The following is a 17,058-nucleotide window of genomic DNA, read 5'->3' as shown; positions in this document are numbered from 1 at the left end:
GCACCATTCTTGAGGGCAGCGGTGAACCTGTGGGAGCTGGCTTGCCAGCGATGAGGCCATGAGCATCGACAACACCCCTTACCTGACCCGCAATCCCCGCATCACCACCAACGCAAAGGCCACGACCACCACCGCCACCACCCCGCTGGTCACCATCACCCCTTCCCGGAACGCCAGCCCCGCCGCCGGCGCCAGCCCGTCCACGGCATAAGCCTCGGCCAGCGTTGCCGCAGAAACCCCATCAGGCACCACCAGCGACAGCCGATACACCGCTGCCACCGCCCCGCCAATCAAGGTGGTCCCCAGCACCACCCCGACCTCATACGCCGTCTCGCTCACCGACGAAGCACTCCCTGCGCGGTCCGCCGGCACGCTGCCCAGCACCAGGTCATTGGACACACTGGTGATCGCCGCCACGCTGACGTTCAGCAAAAGGAAGGCAATGCCCAGGCTCAGCACCGTGGCCTCCACCAGCGCCATCAGCGCAAAGGCCGCCGCCGCGCCAAGCAGGCACAAGGCAATCAGGCGATTCGGCACCACCCGCTGCGCGACCGGCACCACCGCCATCCCGGCCATGATCGCCAGCGCCTGCCCCGGCACCAGCACCAGGCAGGCCGCCAGCGGCGACAAGCCGAACACCAGTTGCAGCAACTGGGTAGCAAAAAAGATGAAACCGATCAGCAAGCCGAGGCTGACCAGGTTGACCAGGATCGACACGCTGAACGCCGGTCGGCGAAACAGCCGCAGGTCGAGCAGCGGCTGGTCCAGTCGCAGTTGCCGGCGCACGAACAGCAGCCCCCAGGCCGCGCCTGCGAGCAGGCAGAGCACCGCCTGGGCATCGAGGCCCGTGGCCGCGGCATGCTTGAGGCCGAGCATGATCCCGGTCATGGCAGCGAGGCTGAGCAGGATGCTGGCCAGGTCGATGGCGCCCCCGGCCTGCCGCTCGGTCTCCTTGATCGAGGGTGCCAGCAGCAATACCGGCAACAGGAACGGCAAGGCCACCAGAAACACCGAGGGCCAGCCGAAGAACTGCAATAGCACTCCGCCCAGCAGCGGCCCCAGCGCCGAGCCGAGGGTCAGGCAGGTGGCCCAGACTGCCACGGCGACCCGCCGTTCTTCACGCTCGGGAAAGGCGCTGCTGATCAGGGCCAGGGTCGCTGGCAGGATCATCGCTCCAAAGACGCCAAGCAGCGCCCGACCCGCGATCAGTTGCCAAGACTGCTGGGACAGCGCCAGCAGCAAGGAAACCACGGCGAAACCGCCGCAGCCGATGAACAGCAGGCGCCGGTGGCCCAGCCGGTCACCACTGCTGCCCATGGTGACCAGCAACCCGGCCAGCACCAGCGAATAGGCGTCGATCATCCACAATTGCGCAGCGGCGCCAGGGTTCAGGTCTGCTGCAATCCGTGGCAGGGCAAAGTTGAGGATGGTGTTATCGATGGTCACCAGCAGGACCGGCAGCATGATCACCAGCAGTGCCGCTCCCTTGGCGCGATCCCGCATCATCGAGAACAGAGGGCTTGACGCTTCGTGCATCGGGTAACTCTCCCTGGTACAGGTTCAACAGATTGAAAAGCCGCGTGCAGGTACGGCTGTATCCGGCGGCCCCCGGACCGAACCAATGGCGCACCGCCTCAAGCTCGGCGGCGAAGGCATCCGCCGAGTCCTGGCGGCAAAACTGGTGCAGCAGATCCAGCCCGCCGGCGAGGTGCTCGCGCTGACGGGCGCCATGGCGGTTGTGACGCTGGATATCCCAGTAGGTCTGCGGCGGGTTGTGCAGGATGCGCGCGGCCAGCGCGAGCAACGCCTGCATCGGCGGCGGAGCCAGTTCGGCCAGCAGCCCGGGATCACACTCGCTGCGTTGCAGGGCAAAGGCAAAGGCCATGACCGCCGCATGGGGCAGGGTCTGGCACACCGCCATGGTCCGGTCATGTTCCTCGGGGCCCAGATGCCGCACGCGCATGCCCTGCGCGGTGAGCAAGGTGGCGAAGCGCGCCCCGGCCGCGCCGGGTTCGCGTTCGCACAACACCACCGGGCGGCCGCGGCAATCCAGGGTCGGCGAGAACATCGGGTTGATCCCCAGCGACGGCACACCCGGCAGCAACCTTGCGGCACATTCCTGGAACGGTTGCTGCACCGAACAGGTATTGACCAGCAGGCGCAGCGCCGGCATCGCCCCCCCACAGCGCTCCAGCACCTGCAAGGCGACCTCCTCGGGCAGGGCCAGGACCAGGGCAGTGGTGGCCTCGAGCAGTTCGGGCGCCTGCTCCGGCAGGTCGAGGGCGTCCATCACCCGCTGGTCGAAGGCGCGTCCGGCAGGCTCCCGGTCGATGATCAGTGGTGCATGGCCGGCATCGGCCAGCAGCCCGGCAATAAAGCGTCCGACGATGCCGGCTCCACCGACGACCAGATAGTTGTCCAAGGTTCACCTCCTGAGGCTGTGGAACGGCACGCTCGCCTTTACCAGCGTCTCGCGCATTTCTTCGGCCGGGTCCGAGGCGGCGACTATGGCGCCGCCGATACCGAAGCTGGCGGTGCCATCCTTGAGCACGGCGGTGCGGATGACAATGCTCAGGTCGGTGTAGCCGTCCATGCCGATCCAGCCCAGGGCACCGGAATACACGCCGCGCGCCGAGGACTCCAGGCGATCGATAATCTGCATGGTCCGGCGTTTCGGCGCACCGGTCATGGAGCCTCCGGGAAAGCAGGCGCGAATGGCCGCGAACGGCGCGATACCTGCGCGCAACTGGCCTTCGACGGTGGACACCAGTTGATGCACCGACGAGTAGCTCTCGATGGCGAAAGCCCGCGGTACCTTGACCGAACCGGGTACGCAGATGCCGTTGAGGTCGTGCCGGACCAGATCGACGATCATCAGGTTTTCCGCGCGATCCTTGGCCGAGTCGGCCAGCTCCTGGCGCAGCGACTGGTCGATCTCGGTATTGCAGCCCCGCGGCCGGGTGCCCTTGATCGGCCTTGAAACGATGCGCCCGCTGCTGTCGATACGCAGGAAGGTTTCCGGCGAGGCACTGAGGATGGCGAAGTCACCGGTATCGATGAAGGCCCCGTAGGGCACCGGGCTGATCGCCCGCATGCGTTGGTAGGCCTTGAGCGGCGCGTCATCACAAGGCATGCGTGCGCGGTTGGTCAGGCAGATCTCGTAGGACTCGCCGTCAAAGATTTCACGCAGGCAGCGGTCGACCTTCTCCTGGTAGGTGGCGGCGCAGTCGGCCAGCCCCAGGGACGATTCGCACACCGGGCCCGGAAAGAACTGCGGAATGCGCGCCCGGCTGGTCTTGCCCGGCGGTTTCAGGGCGAGGCGTTCCCCCCAGAGATAACAGAGCCAGGCCTTGTTGCGCAGATGGTCGAACACCAGCAGGTTGCGCGGCAGATACAAGAGTGCGTCCGGCAGCTCGGAGACATGGATGTTGTCGGAACCGGTCAAGGCCTTGAGTTCGTAGCCCAGGTAACCCACCAGCCCACCGGTGAAGGGAAAGGGCGCCTGGGGTCGATCGGGCTGGCGCAACCGGGCCATGACCTGCCCCATCAACTCGAAGAAGTCGCCCCGCAGCAGGCTTCGCCCGTGCGGGCCCTGAATGCTCAGTTGACGGTTCTCCACGTCATAGCCGAACACCAGGGCCGAGGCCGGGTCGCAGGCGCCCATCAACGAGTAGCGGGCCTGGCCGCGGTCAGCCAGTTCGCTGTCGAGCCAGAACGCCGCGCCCTGTTCGCCGAACTGGCTGGCGAAGGCGTCCAGTGGTTCCGGCACCCGCGCCAGCGGCTGGAAATCGAACGCCAGGCGCTGCGGACCGCCCGCCTCTTGCAGGGCCCTGACGATATCAGCCTCGCGACGGTGGGCACGGCCCGCTGTCACCATGCCCGCGAAATTGCGCAGGATCTGCCGGCCATGCTCGGAGTCGATGGACTCGGGATGGAACTGCACACCCCAGATCGGTCGCTCGCGATGGGCCAGGCCCATGACCAGGCCACAATCGGAACGGGCGCTGACCTCCAGGCACTCCGGCACCCGGGTACAGACCAGCGAGTGGTAGCGCACCACTTCGAAATCCTGGACAAGCCCCGCGAACAGGCCCTGCCCGGTATGGCGGATGCGCGTGCGGTAGCCATGCACCGGCTGCGGCGCGTGCTCGACCTTGCCGCCAAAGTAGCAGTTGATGCCCTGGTGCCCGAGGCACACACCCAGCAAGGGAATACGCGCCCTCTCCAGCACTTCGCGACACACCCCGAAGTCCGCTTCGCGGGTCGGGTGCCCCGGCCCGGGCGACAGCACCACGGCGTCGAAGCGGGCCAGGTCGAGTTGCTCGAAACTGCAGGTATTGGGCAGCACCACCGGCTGTTCGCCACAGACCTCATAGAGGTACTGGGCGATGTTGTTGGTGAAGGAGTCGAAGTTGTCGATGATCAGCGTGCGCATGGTTCACGCCCCTCCGGCGACGCTTCGAGCACGGCCATGACCCGCCGCTCCTCGTCGCAGGTTTCCTCGATGATCAGTCGGAACAAACCATCCAGGTACTCGGGGCGCAACTTACGCGGACCGGACAGGGCGCGAACCTGATCGAGCGTCGAGTTCACGCGCAGCGGCTGCATTATCGCGATGCCGCGGGCCGACTTGACCCTGGCGATAAGCCGGCAGACCTGCATGCGCTCGGCGAGCAAGTCCACCAGCAGTTCGTTGATCCGGTCAAGTTGTTTGCGATAGGGCTGCAGCTCGGCGCTGGCATTGCCATTGCCATGGCCATGGCCATGGCCATCGCAAGTATCCAGGGACATGGACGTTCCTCCGCGTTTCAGTGCTGGCTACTGGCCCGGCCGGTCTGCAGGTTGAGCTGCAGGTTGAGCTGGCGGGCCAGGCTATCGATCTGCTCGCTGCTGTGAGCCGCCGACACCGCGCAACGCAGCAGTGCACGACCGGTCTCGACGATCGGATAGAACACCGGGAACGCCACCATTCCCGAGGCTCGCAAGGCATTGGCGGCAAGGATGCCCTGGCGCTCGTCGTCGAACATCGCACCCCGGATCGGCGCACGCAGTCGGGCATTGAGCAGGGTTGGCCCGACCTGGTCGTCGAGGCGTTGCACATTGCTCCACAGCACCTGCTGCAAGGTACGGATTTCCGATGACAGGTGTATCTGCGCGGCGGCGACATTCACCGCCTGCAGCGGTACCGGGATGCTGTGCCCGAACACAAGCGGATTAGCCAGGGCGCGCAACTGCCCAGCATTCGCCCCGCGCTTGAGTACGATGAAGCCGCCGGCGCCACCGAAGGCCTTGCTAAGCGAGCCGGCGATCAAAGTGTTGCCCGGCAGTCGATGTCCGAGACTCTCGAAGGCGTAGCCGGCACCATAGCAACCGCTGATGGAAATACCGTGGGCGTCGTCGACGTAGAGGTAGCCGTGGTGGCGCTGCAGCCGCTCGCTAAGTTCGGCCACCGGCAGCAGGCCGGACATCGAGCCGACGCCGTCGATGAGCATGACCGGGGTCAGGCGCTCGCGTTCGCAGTGCACCAAGGCTTCTTCGAGGCCATCGGTGTCGGCGCTGTCGACCCGGCGCACCGGCCCGAACTGGGCAAGCAGGCCACGCAGCGCCTGCATCGAGGCATGGGCGGTGCGGTCCACCAGCCACATTACCCCGCGCTCGCGGACCAGGTAGCCGTCCATGCATCCGCTACCGAGCAGGGGCAGTACGCCAAGGTGGGCATTGCTGGTGGAACTGAACACGGTAACGCTGCAACCGCCATAGATTTCGCCGAGCAGGTGCTCCAACTGGCGCAAATACAGCGGGCTCATCGCCGAACGGCTAGCGGACAGGTGCACGCCGAAGCGCTCCAGCGCAACCTGGGCAGCCAGGATCAGGGCCGGATGGTTCTCCAGCCCCAGGTAGGAACAGGAGACGAATTCGGTGCAAATGCTGCCGTCCAGCAGGGTCAGTTGCTTGCCATTGCGCGCAATCACCTCGAAGCCGGTCAGGCCGTCGGCCGCGGCACTGTCGAGTGCATCGCTGGTGCGCTGGCGACGAATGTTCATCCAGTTTTCTTCGCTGCCGGCCGGCAGCGGGTCATGGTCGTTCATGGCGCTCTCCCTACGGTGAAAACGGAAGCTCCCGTCGCGTCGCTGAAGTCGTCGTCACGGCAATGGTGGATGGCCTGGAAACCATGGCGCTCCAGGGCAGCAGCGACCTCTCGGGACTGGGTTTCGCCGTGCTCGATCAGCACGACCCCGCCGGCACGCAACAGGCCGGCGGCACAGACGGCACTGGCGACGATCAGCTCGGCGCCCTGGCGGCGGGCATAAATGGTGCCCGGCGGATGATGCTCGCCCCATTCCGGCAGCAGTTCGGTGCCAGGCGGCACATAAGGCGGATTGCTCACCACCACGTCGACACGACCACGAGCCGTGGCGAAGGCCTCCGGGCGGGTGATATCGGCCGCCAGCACGCTGACTTCCCGCTGCGCATCGAGGCGACGGATGTTGCGTTGCAGATAGGTCCTGGCGGTGCTGTCGTTATCGACACAGACGGTCCGGGCAGCGGTCGCGGCCCAGATGGCCAGGCCGATGGCGCCGACACCGGCGCACAGGTCATAGACCGTGGAAGCGCAGGTCAAGGCCAGGTTGAGCTCGATCCAGCGGACCATGGCCAGGCTCTGCCGGCGCGGCACGAAGGTGCCGCTGCCGACCAGCAGGCGGCGCCCGCCGAAATCGGCGTAACCGAGGATATGCCCCAGCGGGATGCGTGCGCAGCGCTCGGCGATATCGTCGCGAAAGGCTTCCAGGCGCTGCGGGTCGAGGGCGCGGCCGCCCTTGAAATGCTTGTCGGTGATGGCCTGCAGATCGCCCTGCGGGTCCCACAGGCCCGCCTCGCTCAACTCGCGCAGGGCCAGGGACTGATGATGTTCGAACGCGCAAAGGATCATGACCAGGCCTCGTAGTAGGCGGCCAGACGCTGGTACATCGAGTGGTACAGCCAGGAGAAGGCCACCAGTTCCGGTGGCGGGGTGAAACGCGGGTGCAGCGAGGTGATCAGGCGCGTGTAGTTTTCGCTCATGCCCTGGTCCAGCAGCGGCATCCAGTAGGGCTTGATGTTCCAGCGGTACTCGTAGCCGGTGGCGAACATCTGCCGTACCGTCTCGGCCACCGTCTCGTCCCGCGGCAGTCCGGCAAGGGGTTCGCGGATCGGCGTGAAGCGGGACAGGTCGAGGCTGTTGTCCAGGCCCTCGATACGGTCGGCGATCCAGGTGGCCAGCAGCGGTGACTGGTGCAGGCCGTCGCGATAGGTGCCGGTGACCATCCACAGGCCGTCATAGTCGCAGGCGCCGATCAGCGGGAAGCCGTCGGCACTGACCGGACGGTTGCCAACCTGGATATCGACTATCGCGGCATCGTGCAGGTCGAGGTTGAGCTGGTCGACGGCGCAATCGAGGAGGAACTGCACGTCGGACACCTGGGCGTGGCTGCGCGGTTGCTCGGCAAGGATGTTGGTGGCGCCGATATAGAGCAGGTCGTCACCACGGGGAACGCAGTGCAGGCCGCAGGCGAAGGCGCGGTTGGGCGTGCGGATTACCGTTTGCGGTACCTGCCGCCCGGCAGGCAGGCGCAGAAGGATGGATACGCCGTAACCGGCGAACAGCGGCGGGATATGCCGGCGGATGTCCTCCAGGCCGTCGAACAGTTCCAGGGAATGCACGCCGGCGGCAACCACCACATGCCGGGCCGGCAGATGGCGGCCATCGTGCAGGGCCACACCCGTGGTGCTCCAGCCTTCGCTGAGGACCGCACGGGCATTGCCGTCGATGATCTCGCCGCCACAGCCGAGCAGCGCGGCGTCGAGTTTTTCCAGAAGCAGATGGGCGTCGATGGCGTTTTCGTCGGGGATCAGCAGGGCCTGCATCGGCCGCACCAGGTCGTTGGCCTTGATCCAGTCCAGCTCAGCGGGAAGCACCGGGGTGTAGAAGGTCTGGTAGTCGCGCAGCGCCTGTTCGATAGCGCCGAAGTTGACACTGTCGATCTCGGCCATGCCGGCCGAGTTGAGGATCACCTGGGTACCGCAGGCGCTGAGCAGGCCCGCCGGGTTGCCGCTGGCCCGGGCCAGGCGTTCGCACCAATGGGCCCAGAGGCCCTTGGCCTGGATATCCATGGCCAGTTTCAGGCGACCATGGTCACTGGCCAGAAGACCGCGGGTGACTTCGCCGAAACAGCCGTTCATGGCCCCGGCTGCCCGGGAAGCGGCAGTACGCCGGGCAGTCTCGCCGACCCGGCAGACGCTGAGTCCGCGGCTGGCCAGTTCGAAGGCAATGGACGCGCCGACAGCACCGCTGCCGACCACAACAACGTCGTGGATCATGGGTGTCTCCCGCGATGAGTGAAAGCAATAAAACAGGACGGCTGGCACTGTAGGAGTGCAGTGCCAGGAGACAGGCTGCCGGCTTGTCTCGAACCCGTCCGAATGTCCAGGGCGAGCGACGCGGACAAAGGGTGGGATTGTCCTTGCGTCGTTCACCGCTCGACAGCACGGCGAAGACACTAGGGGCATCGGCGCGGGGGGACAACTACCGGAACAGGCAGGTGAAATCGTGTAGGAAAAGTCCCGTCGAATGGCGCCACGGCGCAGGTCGGCTCACTTTTTCATCGGGCCGGAATTGCGTTTTGCACCTGCGCATCCGCTTTAAACACTCGCCGGCACGACAGGTTGCCGGGCGACCGATGGCAGCCTCAGATCAGCCCGAGCGCGGCCGCCTGCGCCGCTGCCTGTACCCGGTTGGGCGAGTCGAACTTGCGCAGGATGCTCTTGATATGGAAGTTCACCGTGTGCTCGGACAGCTCGAGGATCGCGGCGATGCCCTTGGAGCATTTGCCATCGGCGATCCAGCGCAGGATCTCGGTTTCCCGGTCGCTGAGATGGAGGGTGCAGGGGCGGCCTTCGACACGTTCGAGGTGTTCGTCGAGCAGTTCCAGCAGGCTGCGCAGGTGCAGCTTCAGGGGCAGCAGCTCGCTGGCTTTGAGCGGGCCTTTCTGACGGGCGACGCAGAGCATGTGCCAGCTACCGTCGCGACCACGCTGGGTGAAGGTGGCTCCGCTGGCGAAGCCGAAGTCGCGCAGGCTCCCGGGGGCGTCGGCCTGGTCGTCCCAGAGCAGCAGGCCTGGGGGCGGGAACTGATCCTGGTCGGCCAGCCAGGCGGCGGGATAGGTGCCGGTGAACTGCCCACGGGCCTGACTGAACGGCAAGGGGCGGCGGCGGCCCCAGGCGAAGCGCTGGAAATCCAGGGCGCGGGTCAGGCGCGCGGTTTCCTCGAACAGCTCGTCCGGGGTGTGGCAATCGTCGAAGCGGGCATTGGCTTCGAGCCACCAGTGCATGAAGTCGGGGGTGGGCCTCATTGGCGGGGGTCCTGTCCTTGATGTAGTGCACTCAATGGCCTCATCGCTGGCAAGCCCAACCCTGTGGGAGCTGGCTTGCCAGCGATGAGGCCAGCAGCAGCACCATAGCATCCAGCCCCCCATGCACCGACAAACAGCCTCCCACTCCACCCCCAGCGCCAAAACAGGGCGGCGCCATGCATCCCCTGAATCCCCCAACCCCAACCCGGACAGCACTTTTGGAACGATGGTGCGGAAATTGCTATCACTGCGATGTCGGGCCGCGACCGGTAACGGTGCACGGCCATACCCAATATCCGCCGTTTCACAAGGACTACATGATGAAAAAAGCATGGCTGACGCTTTCCGCTGTTGCTCTGTGTCTGGCTGCCGGCAGTACCTTCGCCAAGGAATACAAAGAGCTGCGCTTCGGCGTCGATCCTTCCTATGCTCCGTTCGAGTCCAAGGCCGCCGACGGCAGCCTGGTGGGCTTCGATATCGACCTGGGCAACGCCATCTGCAAGGAGCTCAAGGTCACCTGCAAATGGGTCGAGAGCGATTTCGACGGCATGATCCCGGGTCTGAAGGCCAACAAGTTCGATGGCGTGATTTCGTCGATGACCGTCACCCCGGCACGGGAGAAGGCCATCGACTTCTCCGATGAACTGTTCAGCGGCCCTACCGCGCTGGTCTACAAGAAAGGTTCCGGGCTGAGCGCCGATATCGCCTCGCTCAAGGGCAAGACCGTCGGCTACGAGCAAGGCACCATCCAGGAAGCCTACGCCAAGGCCGTACTGGACAAGGCCGGGGTCAAGACCCAGGCCTACCAGAACCAGGACCAGGTCTACGCAGACCTGCTTTCCGGCCGCCTCGACGCCTCGATCCAGGACATGCTGCAAGCCGAGCTGGGCTTCCTCAAGTCCGAGAAGGGTGCCGGCTATGAAGTGAGCAAACCGGTGGACAGCGAGCTGCTGCCGTCCAAGACCGCCGTCGGCATCCGCAAAGGTAACACCGAGCTGAAGGCACTCCTGAACAAAGGTATCAAAGCGTTACACGATGACGGCACCTACGCCGAAATCCAGAAGAAGCACTTCGGTGACCTGAACCTCTACAGCGGCAAGTAACCGCCGAACCAGTGCCCGCCCCACAAGGGTGGGCACTTTTATTTCTGCCTCGGGGTTCGCCTCCATGCTCGACCAACTGCTCGCCCTTCTCGGGCTTTCCGCTTTCAGTCTGAAAGGTTTCGGCCCGCTGCTCTGGCAAGGCACCCTGATGACCGTGGAACTGGCCTTCATGTCCCTGCTGGTGGCGGTGGGCATCGGCCTGGTCGGCGCCAGCGCCAAGCTGTCGCCGATCCGCATGCTGCGCCTGCCGGCCCAGCTCTACACCACGTTGATCCGCGGCGTGCCGGACCTGGTGCTGATGCTGCTGATCTTCTACAGCCTGCAAACCTGGCTCACCAGCCTCACCGACTACCTGGAATGGGAGTACATCGAGATCGACCCGTTCGCCGCCGGGGTCATCACCCTGGGCTTCATCTACGGCGCCTATTTCACCGAGACATTCCGCGGCGCCATCCTTGCCGTGCCACGTGGCCAGGTCGAGGCCGCCACGGCCTATGGCCTCAAGCGCATGCAGCGCTTTCGCTTCGTGGTCTTCCCGCAAATGATGCGCTTCGCCCTGCCGGGCATCGGCAACAACTGGATGGTGATGCTCAAGGCAACCGCGCTGGTCTCGATCATCGGCCTCGCCGACCTGGTCAAGGCCGCCCAGGACGCCGGCAAGAGCACCTACCAGTTGTTCTTCTTCCTGGTCGTCGCAGCGCTCATCTACCTGGCCATCACCAGCGCTTCGAACCTGATCCTGCGCTGGCTGGAACGGCGCTATAACGTCGGCACCCGGGAGGCGCTGCGATGATCGAACTACTCCAGGAATACTGGCGGGCCTTCCTCTATACCGACGGCACCCATATCACCGGGCTGGCCATGACCATGTGGCTGCTCAGCGCCTCGCTGGCCATCGGCTTCCTCGTCTCCATCCCGCTCTCCATTGCCCGGGTTTCACGCAAGCTCTGGATACGCTGGCCGGTGCAGTTCTACACCTGGCTGTTCCGCGGCACACCGCTCTATATCCAGTTGCTGATCTGCTATACCGGGATCTACAGCATCGCCGCAGTGCGCGAGCAACCGCTGCTGGATGCGTTTTTCCGCGACGCGATGAACTGCACCATCCTCGCCTTCGCCCTGAACACCTGCGCCTACACCACGGAAATCTTCGCCGGGGCGATTCGCAGCATGCACCATGGTGAAATCGAAGCCGCTCGCGCCTACGGCCTGCACGGTTGGAAACTCTATGCTTACATCATCATGCCGTCGGCACTGCGCCGGTCGCTGCCGTTCTACAGCAACGAGGTGATCCTGATGCTGCATTCGACCACGGTGGCCTTTACCGCGACCGTGCCGGATATCCTGAAGGTGGCGCGGGACGCCAACTCGGCAACCTTCATGACCTTCCAGTCGTTCGGCATCGCGGCGCTGATCTACCTGGGCGTCACCTTTACCCTGGTCGGCCTGTTCCGCCTCGCCGAACGGCGCTGGCTGGCCTTCCTCGGCCCTGCTCACTAGGACTGATTTTCCATGCACCACAAGACCCACGACCTGCTGGCCCCGGTTCCCGGCATCGCCCGGCAGATCCACAGCTTTCACTTCGGCCCCCGGGCCGGCGGCAAGATCTACATCCAGGCCTCGCTGCATGCCGACGAACTGCCCGGCATGCTGGTGGCCTGGCACCTCAAGCAACGCCTGGCCGAGCTTGAGGCGCGCGGCCTGCTGCGCAAGGAGATCGTCCTGGTCCCGGTAGCCAACCCGGTGGGCCTGGAGCAGGTGCTGATGGACGTCCCGTTGGGACGCTACGAACTGCAAAGCGGCGAGAACTTCAATCGGCGCTTCGTCGACCTCAGCGACCAGATCGGCGACCAGATCGAAGGCCACCTGAGCCAGGACCCGCGGCACAACATCGAGCTGATTCGCGAATACCTGCGTCGCGGCCTCGACGCCCATCCGGCCAACACGCCGCTGCAATCCCAGCGCCTGACACTGCAACGCCTGGCCTGCGATGCCGACATGGTCCTCGACCTGCATTGCGACTTCGAGGCGGTGGAACACCTCTACACCACGCCGGAAGCCTGGGCCCAGGTCGAACCGCTGTCACGCTACCTCGGGGTGCAGGCCAGCCTGCTGGCTACCGATTCCGGCGGGCAGTCCTTCGACGAGTGCTTCACCCTGGTCTGGTGGCAATTGCAGCAACGCTTCGGCAAGCAGTTCCCGATCCCGATGGGCAGTTTTTCAGTGACCGTCGAGTTGCGCGGCCAGGGCGACGTCAGCCACCCGCTGGCAGAGGCCGACTGCACCGCGATTCTCGACTACCTGACCCGCTTCGGCGCTATCGAAGGCGAGCCGGCGCCACTGCCGCCGCTGCTTTACCCGGCCACGCCACTGGCGGCGGTGGAACCGGTGGCGACGCCACTGGGTGGCCTGCTGGTGTTCCACGTGACGCCCGGCCAGTACCTGGAAGCCGGACAATTGGTGGCCGAGGTGATCGACCCCCTCAACGACCGGGTCACCCCGGTACGCAACACCCAGGCCGGCCTGCTCTATGCCCGCTCGCTGCGACGCATGGCCACCGCCGGGATGGTCATCGCCCATGTCGCTGGCCGCGAGGCCTATCGCAGCGGCTACCTGCTGTCGCCTTGAGGAATCACTGTGTACAAACTGACCATCGAAGAGCTGCACAAGAGTTACGGCGAGCACAAGGTGCTCAAGGGCGTGTCCCTGAAGGCGAAGACCGGCGACGTGATCAGCCTGATCGGCGCCAGCGGCTCGGGCAAGAGCACCTTCCTGCGCTGCATCAATTTCCTCGAACAACCCGACGACGGGCGCATGACCCTGGATGGCAAGGACATCCGCATGGTCCACGACCGCCATGGCATGCACGTGGCCGATGCCGACGAGCTGCAACGGCTGCGTACCCGGCTGGCCATGGTGTTCCAGCATTTCAACCTGTGGAGCCACCTCAGCGTGCTGGAGAACATCTGCATGGCCCCGCGCCGGGTACTGGGGATCGGCAAGCAGGAAGCCGAGGAACGGGCGCGGCGCTATCTGGACAAGGTCGGCCTGGCGCCACGGGTGGCCGACCAGTACCCGGCCTTCCTTTCCGGCGGCCAGCAACAGCGCGTGGCCATCGCCCGCGCCCTGGCGATGGAGCCGGAGGTGCTGCTGTTCGACGAGCCCACCTCGGCGCTCGACCCGGAACTGGTGGGCGAAGTGCTCAAGGTGATCCAGGGCCTGGCCGAGGAAGGCCGGACCATGATCATGGTTACCCACGAGATGGCCTTCGCCCGCCAGGTGTCCAGTCAGGTCATGTTCCTCCACCAGGGGCTGGTCGAGGAGCAAGGCGCCCCGGCGGATGTACTCGGCCAGCCGAAGAGCGAACGCCTGCAGCAGTTCCTGCGCGGCAACCTGAAATAAAACCAACCGGGGCGGCCGATGGTCTGTGAAGACATAGCCCTTGCCGAGCCGCCCATGCCCGCCACTCCTAACCTCGCCGATGCCTGGTTCGCTAGCCGCGACTGGACCCCGTTCGCCTTTCAGCGGCAGGTCTGGGCGGCAGTGGGGCGTGGCGAATCCGGCCTGCTGCACGCCAGCACCGGCGCGGGCAAGACCTATGCGGTATGGCTCGCGGCCCTGCGCGCCTTCGCTGGCCAGGGTTCGCCGGTCGCGCCCTTGCAGGTGCTGTGGATCACGCCGATGCGCGCCCTCGCCGCCGACACGGCGCGAGCCCTGCAAGCGCCGCTGGACGACCTCGGACTGCCCTGGACCGTCGGCGTACGCAGCGGCGATACCGGCAGCGCGGAGCGTGCCCGCCAGGCCCGGCGCCTGCCCTCGGCCCTGATCACCACCCCGGAAAGCCTGACGCTGCTCCTGACCCGGGCCTCGGCGCAACGCGACTTCGCCAGCCTGCGCATGGTGGTCGTGGACGAATGGCACGAATTGCTCGGCAACAAGCGCGGCGTGCAACTGCAACTGGCACTGGCCCGCCTGCGCACCTGGCAGCCGGGCCTGGTGGTGTGGGGATTGTCGGCAACCCTGGGCAATCTCCAGCATGCCCTCGAGGTCTTGCTGCCCCAGGGCGGTCGCCTGGTCGAGGGGCGCCAGGACAAGCGCCTGCTGGTAGACAGCTTGCTGCCCAAAGCGATCGAACGCTTTCCCTGGGCCGGGCATATGGGCCTGAGCCAGCTGGAACAGGTCGCCAGCGAGATCGACGGCTGCCAGAGCTGCCTGGTCTTCACCAATACCCGGGCCCAGGCCGAACGCTGGTACCAGGGCCTGCTGGAAGTACGGCCGGAATGGGCGGGGCTGATCGCCCTGCACCATGCTTCGCTGGCCCGCAGCACCCGTGACTGGGTGGAACGCAGTCTCAAGGATGGCGGGCTGAAAGCGGTGGTCTGCACCTCCAGCCTCGATCTGGGAGTGGATTTCCTGCCGGTGGAGCGAGTGCTGCAAATTGGCTCGGCGAAAGGCGTGGCGCGGCTGATGCAGCGCGCCGGACGCTCCGGGCATGCTCCGGGACGGGCTTCGCGGATCACCCTGGTGCCGACCCACAGCCTGGAACTGGTGGAGGCCGCGGCCGCGCGCCAGGCCCTGGCGGCCGGGCAGGTCGAGGCGCGGCAATCGCCACGCCTGTGCCTGGACGTGCTGGTCCAGCATCTGGTCAGCATGGCACTGGGCGCCGGCTTTCGGCCCGAGTCGTTGCTGGAGGAGGTGCGCAACACCTGGGCATTTCGCGACCTGCGCGACAGCCAATGGCAGTGGGCACTGGATTTCGTCCGGCATGGCGGCAGCTCGCTGAGCGCCTACCCCGATTACCAGCGGGTCGAGCCCGGCGAGGACGGCGTCTGGCGGGTGGTCAGCGAGCGCCTGGCGCGGCGCCACCGCATGGGCATCGGCACCATCGTCAGCGACGCCAGCATCCAGCTCAGGTTCTGGAGCAAGGGCGGTGGTGGTGCCAGCCTGGGCAGCGTCGAGGAAGCTTTCATCGCCCGGCTGCGGCCGGACGACGCCTTTGTCTTTGCCGGCCGCGTGCTGGAACTGGTGCGGGTGGAGAACATGACCGCCTATGTTCGCCGCAGTAATTCGCGCAAGGCCGCGCTGGCACGCTGGAATGGCGGGCGCATGCCGTTGTCCAGCGAACTGGCCGATGCCCTGGTAGCGCAACTGGATGCCGCAGCCCATGGGCGCTTCATCGGTGCGGAAATGCAGGCGGTGCGCCCGCTGCTGGAGCTGCAACGCGAATGGTCGGCGCTGCCCACCCGTGACAGCCTGCTGGCCGAGACCTGGCATTCGCGGCAGGGCTGGCACCTGTTTCTTTACCCCTTCGCCGGGCGCATGGCCAATCTGGGCCTGGCCAGCCTGATCGCCTGGCGCGCCAGCAAGGAAGCACCGCTGAGCGTATCGATCGCAGTAAATGACTACGGTTTCGAACTGCTTACCCCCACCGCCGTGGACTGGGCAGCGCTGCTGCCCTCGGCGCTGAGCCCGGACAACCTGCTGGAAGACGTGCTCGCCAGCCTCAATGCCGGAGAAATGGCCCAGCGGCGTTTTCGCGAGATCGCGCAGATTTCCGGGCTGGTGTTCGGCGGATATCCGGCAGCGCAGAAGAGCACGCGGCAGATCCAGGCCTCCAGCGGGCTGTTCTTCGAGGTGTTCCGCCGTCATGACGCCGGCAACCTGCTGCTGGGCCAAGCCCGCGACGAGGTGCTGCGCGAGGAGCTGGAGATCGAGCGCCTGCAACGCCAATTGCTGAAGATGAACGAACTGCACCTGGACCTGCGCGACCTGCGGCGCCCCGGCCCACTGGCCTTTGCCCTGGTGGTCGAAGGCATGCGCGAGACCATGAGTACGGAAAAGCTGGCCGACCGCATCGCGCGCATGGTCGCCGACCTGGAACAAGCTGCCGACGGGAGGTCGCGCCGTGCCCGCTCACGTTGAGATCGAACTGCGTGGCGAACGCCTGTGGCTGCTGGCCGACCGCGCCTTGTACTGGCCGGCGCGCAAGGCATTGCTGGTGGCGGACGTGCATATCGGCAAGGCTGCCAGTTATCGCGCGCTGCACCAACCGGTGCCGCGAGGCACCACCGCCGCGACGCTGGAGCGCCTGGACGGGCTGCTCGACGCGTACGCCTGTGAACGAATGATAGTCCTGGGCGATTTCATCCATGCCCGCTCCGGGCGCGCACCGGCAACCCTCGCCCTGCTTAGGGCGTGGCGCGAGCGTCATGCGCAATTGCATATCCATCTGATCCGCGGCAACCACGACCGCCATGCTGGCGATCCGCCCACAGAGCTGGGTGTGGAGGTGGTCGATGAACCTTGGTTGGTAGGTCCCTTCGCCCTGCAGCATGAACCGCTGGCACATCCGACACACACTGTGCTGGCCGGCCACGTGCATCCGGTATGGATATTGCGCGGCCGGGCGCGGCAGCGACTGCGCCTGCCCTGCTTCGTGATCGACGAGCAGGTCAGCCTGCTGCCAGCCTTCGGCGAGTTCACCGGCGGCTGGGAAGTAGACCTGCGCCCGCCAGCACGGCTGTATCTGGCGGGTGACGGCCAGGTCTGGGCGCTGGCGCGCTGAA

The 17,058-nt window shown here is 65.9% G+C and carries 15 protein-coding genes; 7 read left to right on the top strand and 8 right to left on the bottom strand.

Features of this window, described 5'->3' with window-relative positions; all coding sequences use genetic code 11:
- Positions 1-78: 78 nt before the first annotated feature.
- The 8 genes from N7650_RS21790 to N7650_RS21755 form a co-directional block, all read right to left on the bottom strand.
- Positions 79-1,536: an MFS transporter gene (locus tag N7650_RS21790; protein WP_100228073.1), complete on the bottom strand. Its 1,458-nt coding sequence runs from the start codon at positions 1,534-1,536 to the stop codon at positions 79-81.
- Complete coding sequence (locus tag N7650_RS21785) at positions 1,433-2,422, bottom strand: prephenate dehydrogenase dimerization domain-containing protein (protein WP_009394432.1); 990 nt, start codon at positions 2,420-2,422, stop codon at positions 1,433-1,435. Before N7650_RS21785 ends, N7650_RS21790 begins: the two co-directional genes overlap by 104 nt.
- A 3-nt stretch (positions 2,423-2,425) precedes the next feature.
- The gene (gene pabB / locus N7650_RS21780; protein WP_009394430.1) at positions 2,426-4,435 is read right to left on the bottom strand and encodes an aminodeoxychorismate synthase component I; all 2,010 of its coding nucleotides are present in this window, start codon (positions 4,433-4,435) and stop codon (positions 2,426-2,428) included.
- Positions 4,423-4,791 carry a chorismate mutase gene (locus N7650_RS21775; protein ID WP_279899974.1) on the bottom strand — a complete coding sequence of 123 codons (369 nt, stop codon included), beginning with the start codon at positions 4,789-4,791 and terminating at the stop codon, positions 4,423-4,425. The genes pabB and N7650_RS21775 overlap by 13 nt, the downstream gene beginning before the upstream one ends.
- Before the next feature lie 17 nt (positions 4,792-4,808).
- Complete coding sequence (locus tag N7650_RS21770; protein WP_009394428.1) at positions 4,809-6,089, bottom strand: aminotransferase class I/II-fold pyridoxal phosphate-dependent enzyme; 1,281 nt, start codon at positions 6,087-6,089, stop codon at positions 4,809-4,811.
- The gene (locus tag N7650_RS21765; RefSeq protein ID WP_009394427.1) at positions 6,086-6,931 is read right to left on the bottom strand and encodes an RsmD family RNA methyltransferase; all 846 of its coding nucleotides are present in this window, start codon (positions 6,929-6,931) and stop codon (positions 6,086-6,088) included. Before N7650_RS21765 ends, N7650_RS21770 begins: the two co-directional genes overlap by 4 nt.
- Positions 6,928-8,358 carry an FAD-dependent oxidoreductase gene (locus N7650_RS21760; protein ID WP_009394426.1) on the bottom strand — a complete coding sequence of 477 codons (1,431 nt, stop codon included), beginning with the start codon at positions 8,356-8,358 and terminating at the stop codon, positions 6,928-6,930. Before N7650_RS21760 ends, N7650_RS21765 begins: the two co-directional genes overlap by 4 nt.
- Before the next feature lie 368 nt (positions 8,359-8,726).
- Positions 8,727-9,389 carry a LuxR C-terminal-related transcriptional regulator gene (locus tag N7650_RS21755; protein WP_009394425.1) on the bottom strand — a complete coding sequence of 221 codons (663 nt, stop codon included), beginning with the start codon at positions 9,387-9,389 and terminating at the stop codon, positions 8,727-8,729.
- A gap of 320 nt (positions 9,390-9,709) precedes the next feature.
- Here N7650_RS21755 and N7650_RS21750 point away from each other — a divergent pair, with 320 nt between their 5' ends.
- The 7 genes from N7650_RS21750 (at position 9,710) to pdeM (ending at position 17,057) form a co-directional block, all read left to right on the top strand.
- Positions 9,710-10,492 (top strand): transporter substrate-binding domain-containing protein, encoded by a 783-nt coding sequence (locus N7650_RS21750; RefSeq protein ID WP_279899972.1) that lies wholly within the window; start codon positions 9,710-9,712, stop codon positions 10,490-10,492.
- 64 nt (positions 10,493-10,556) lie between these two features.
- The gene (locus tag N7650_RS21745) at positions 10,557-11,285 is read left to right on the top strand and encodes an ABC transporter permease (protein WP_009396468.1); all 729 of its coding nucleotides are present in this window, start codon (positions 10,557-10,559) and stop codon (positions 11,283-11,285) included.
- Complete coding sequence (locus tag N7650_RS21740; RefSeq protein WP_009396469.1) at positions 11,282-11,992, top strand: ABC transporter permease; 711 nt, start codon at positions 11,282-11,284, stop codon at positions 11,990-11,992. The genes N7650_RS21745 and N7650_RS21740 overlap by 4 nt, the downstream gene beginning before the upstream one ends.
- Before the next feature lie 12 nt (positions 11,993-12,004).
- Positions 12,005-13,120, top strand: a complete 1,116-nt coding sequence (locus N7650_RS21735; protein ID WP_279899971.1) for a M14 family metallopeptidase — start codon at positions 12,005-12,007, stop codon at positions 13,118-13,120.
- 9 nt (positions 13,121-13,129) lie between these two features.
- Complete coding sequence (locus N7650_RS21730; RefSeq protein WP_009396471.1) at positions 13,130-13,894, top strand: ATP-binding cassette domain-containing protein; 765 nt, start codon at positions 13,130-13,132, stop codon at positions 13,892-13,894.
- Positions 13,895-13,948: 54 nt separating this feature from the next.
- A complete protein-coding gene (locus N7650_RS21725; RefSeq protein WP_279899970.1) occupies positions 13,949-16,414 on the top strand; it encodes a ligase-associated DNA damage response DEXH box helicase in 2,466 nt (821 codons plus the stop codon).
- Positions 16,398-17,057, top strand: a complete 660-nt coding sequence (gene pdeM / locus N7650_RS21720) for a ligase-associated DNA damage response endonuclease PdeM (RefSeq protein ID WP_279899968.1) — start codon at positions 16,398-16,400, stop codon at positions 17,055-17,057. The genes N7650_RS21725 and pdeM overlap by 17 nt, the downstream gene beginning before the upstream one ends.
- Position 17,058: the final 1 nt, after the last annotated feature.

Source organism: Pseudomonas sp. GD04058 (assembly GCF_029836855.1).
Taxonomy (GTDB): domain Bacteria; phylum Pseudomonadota; class Gammaproteobacteria; order Pseudomonadales; family Pseudomonadaceae; genus Aquipseudomonas; species Aquipseudomonas bharatica.
This window is presented reverse-complemented; position numbering and strand designations above follow the sequence as displayed.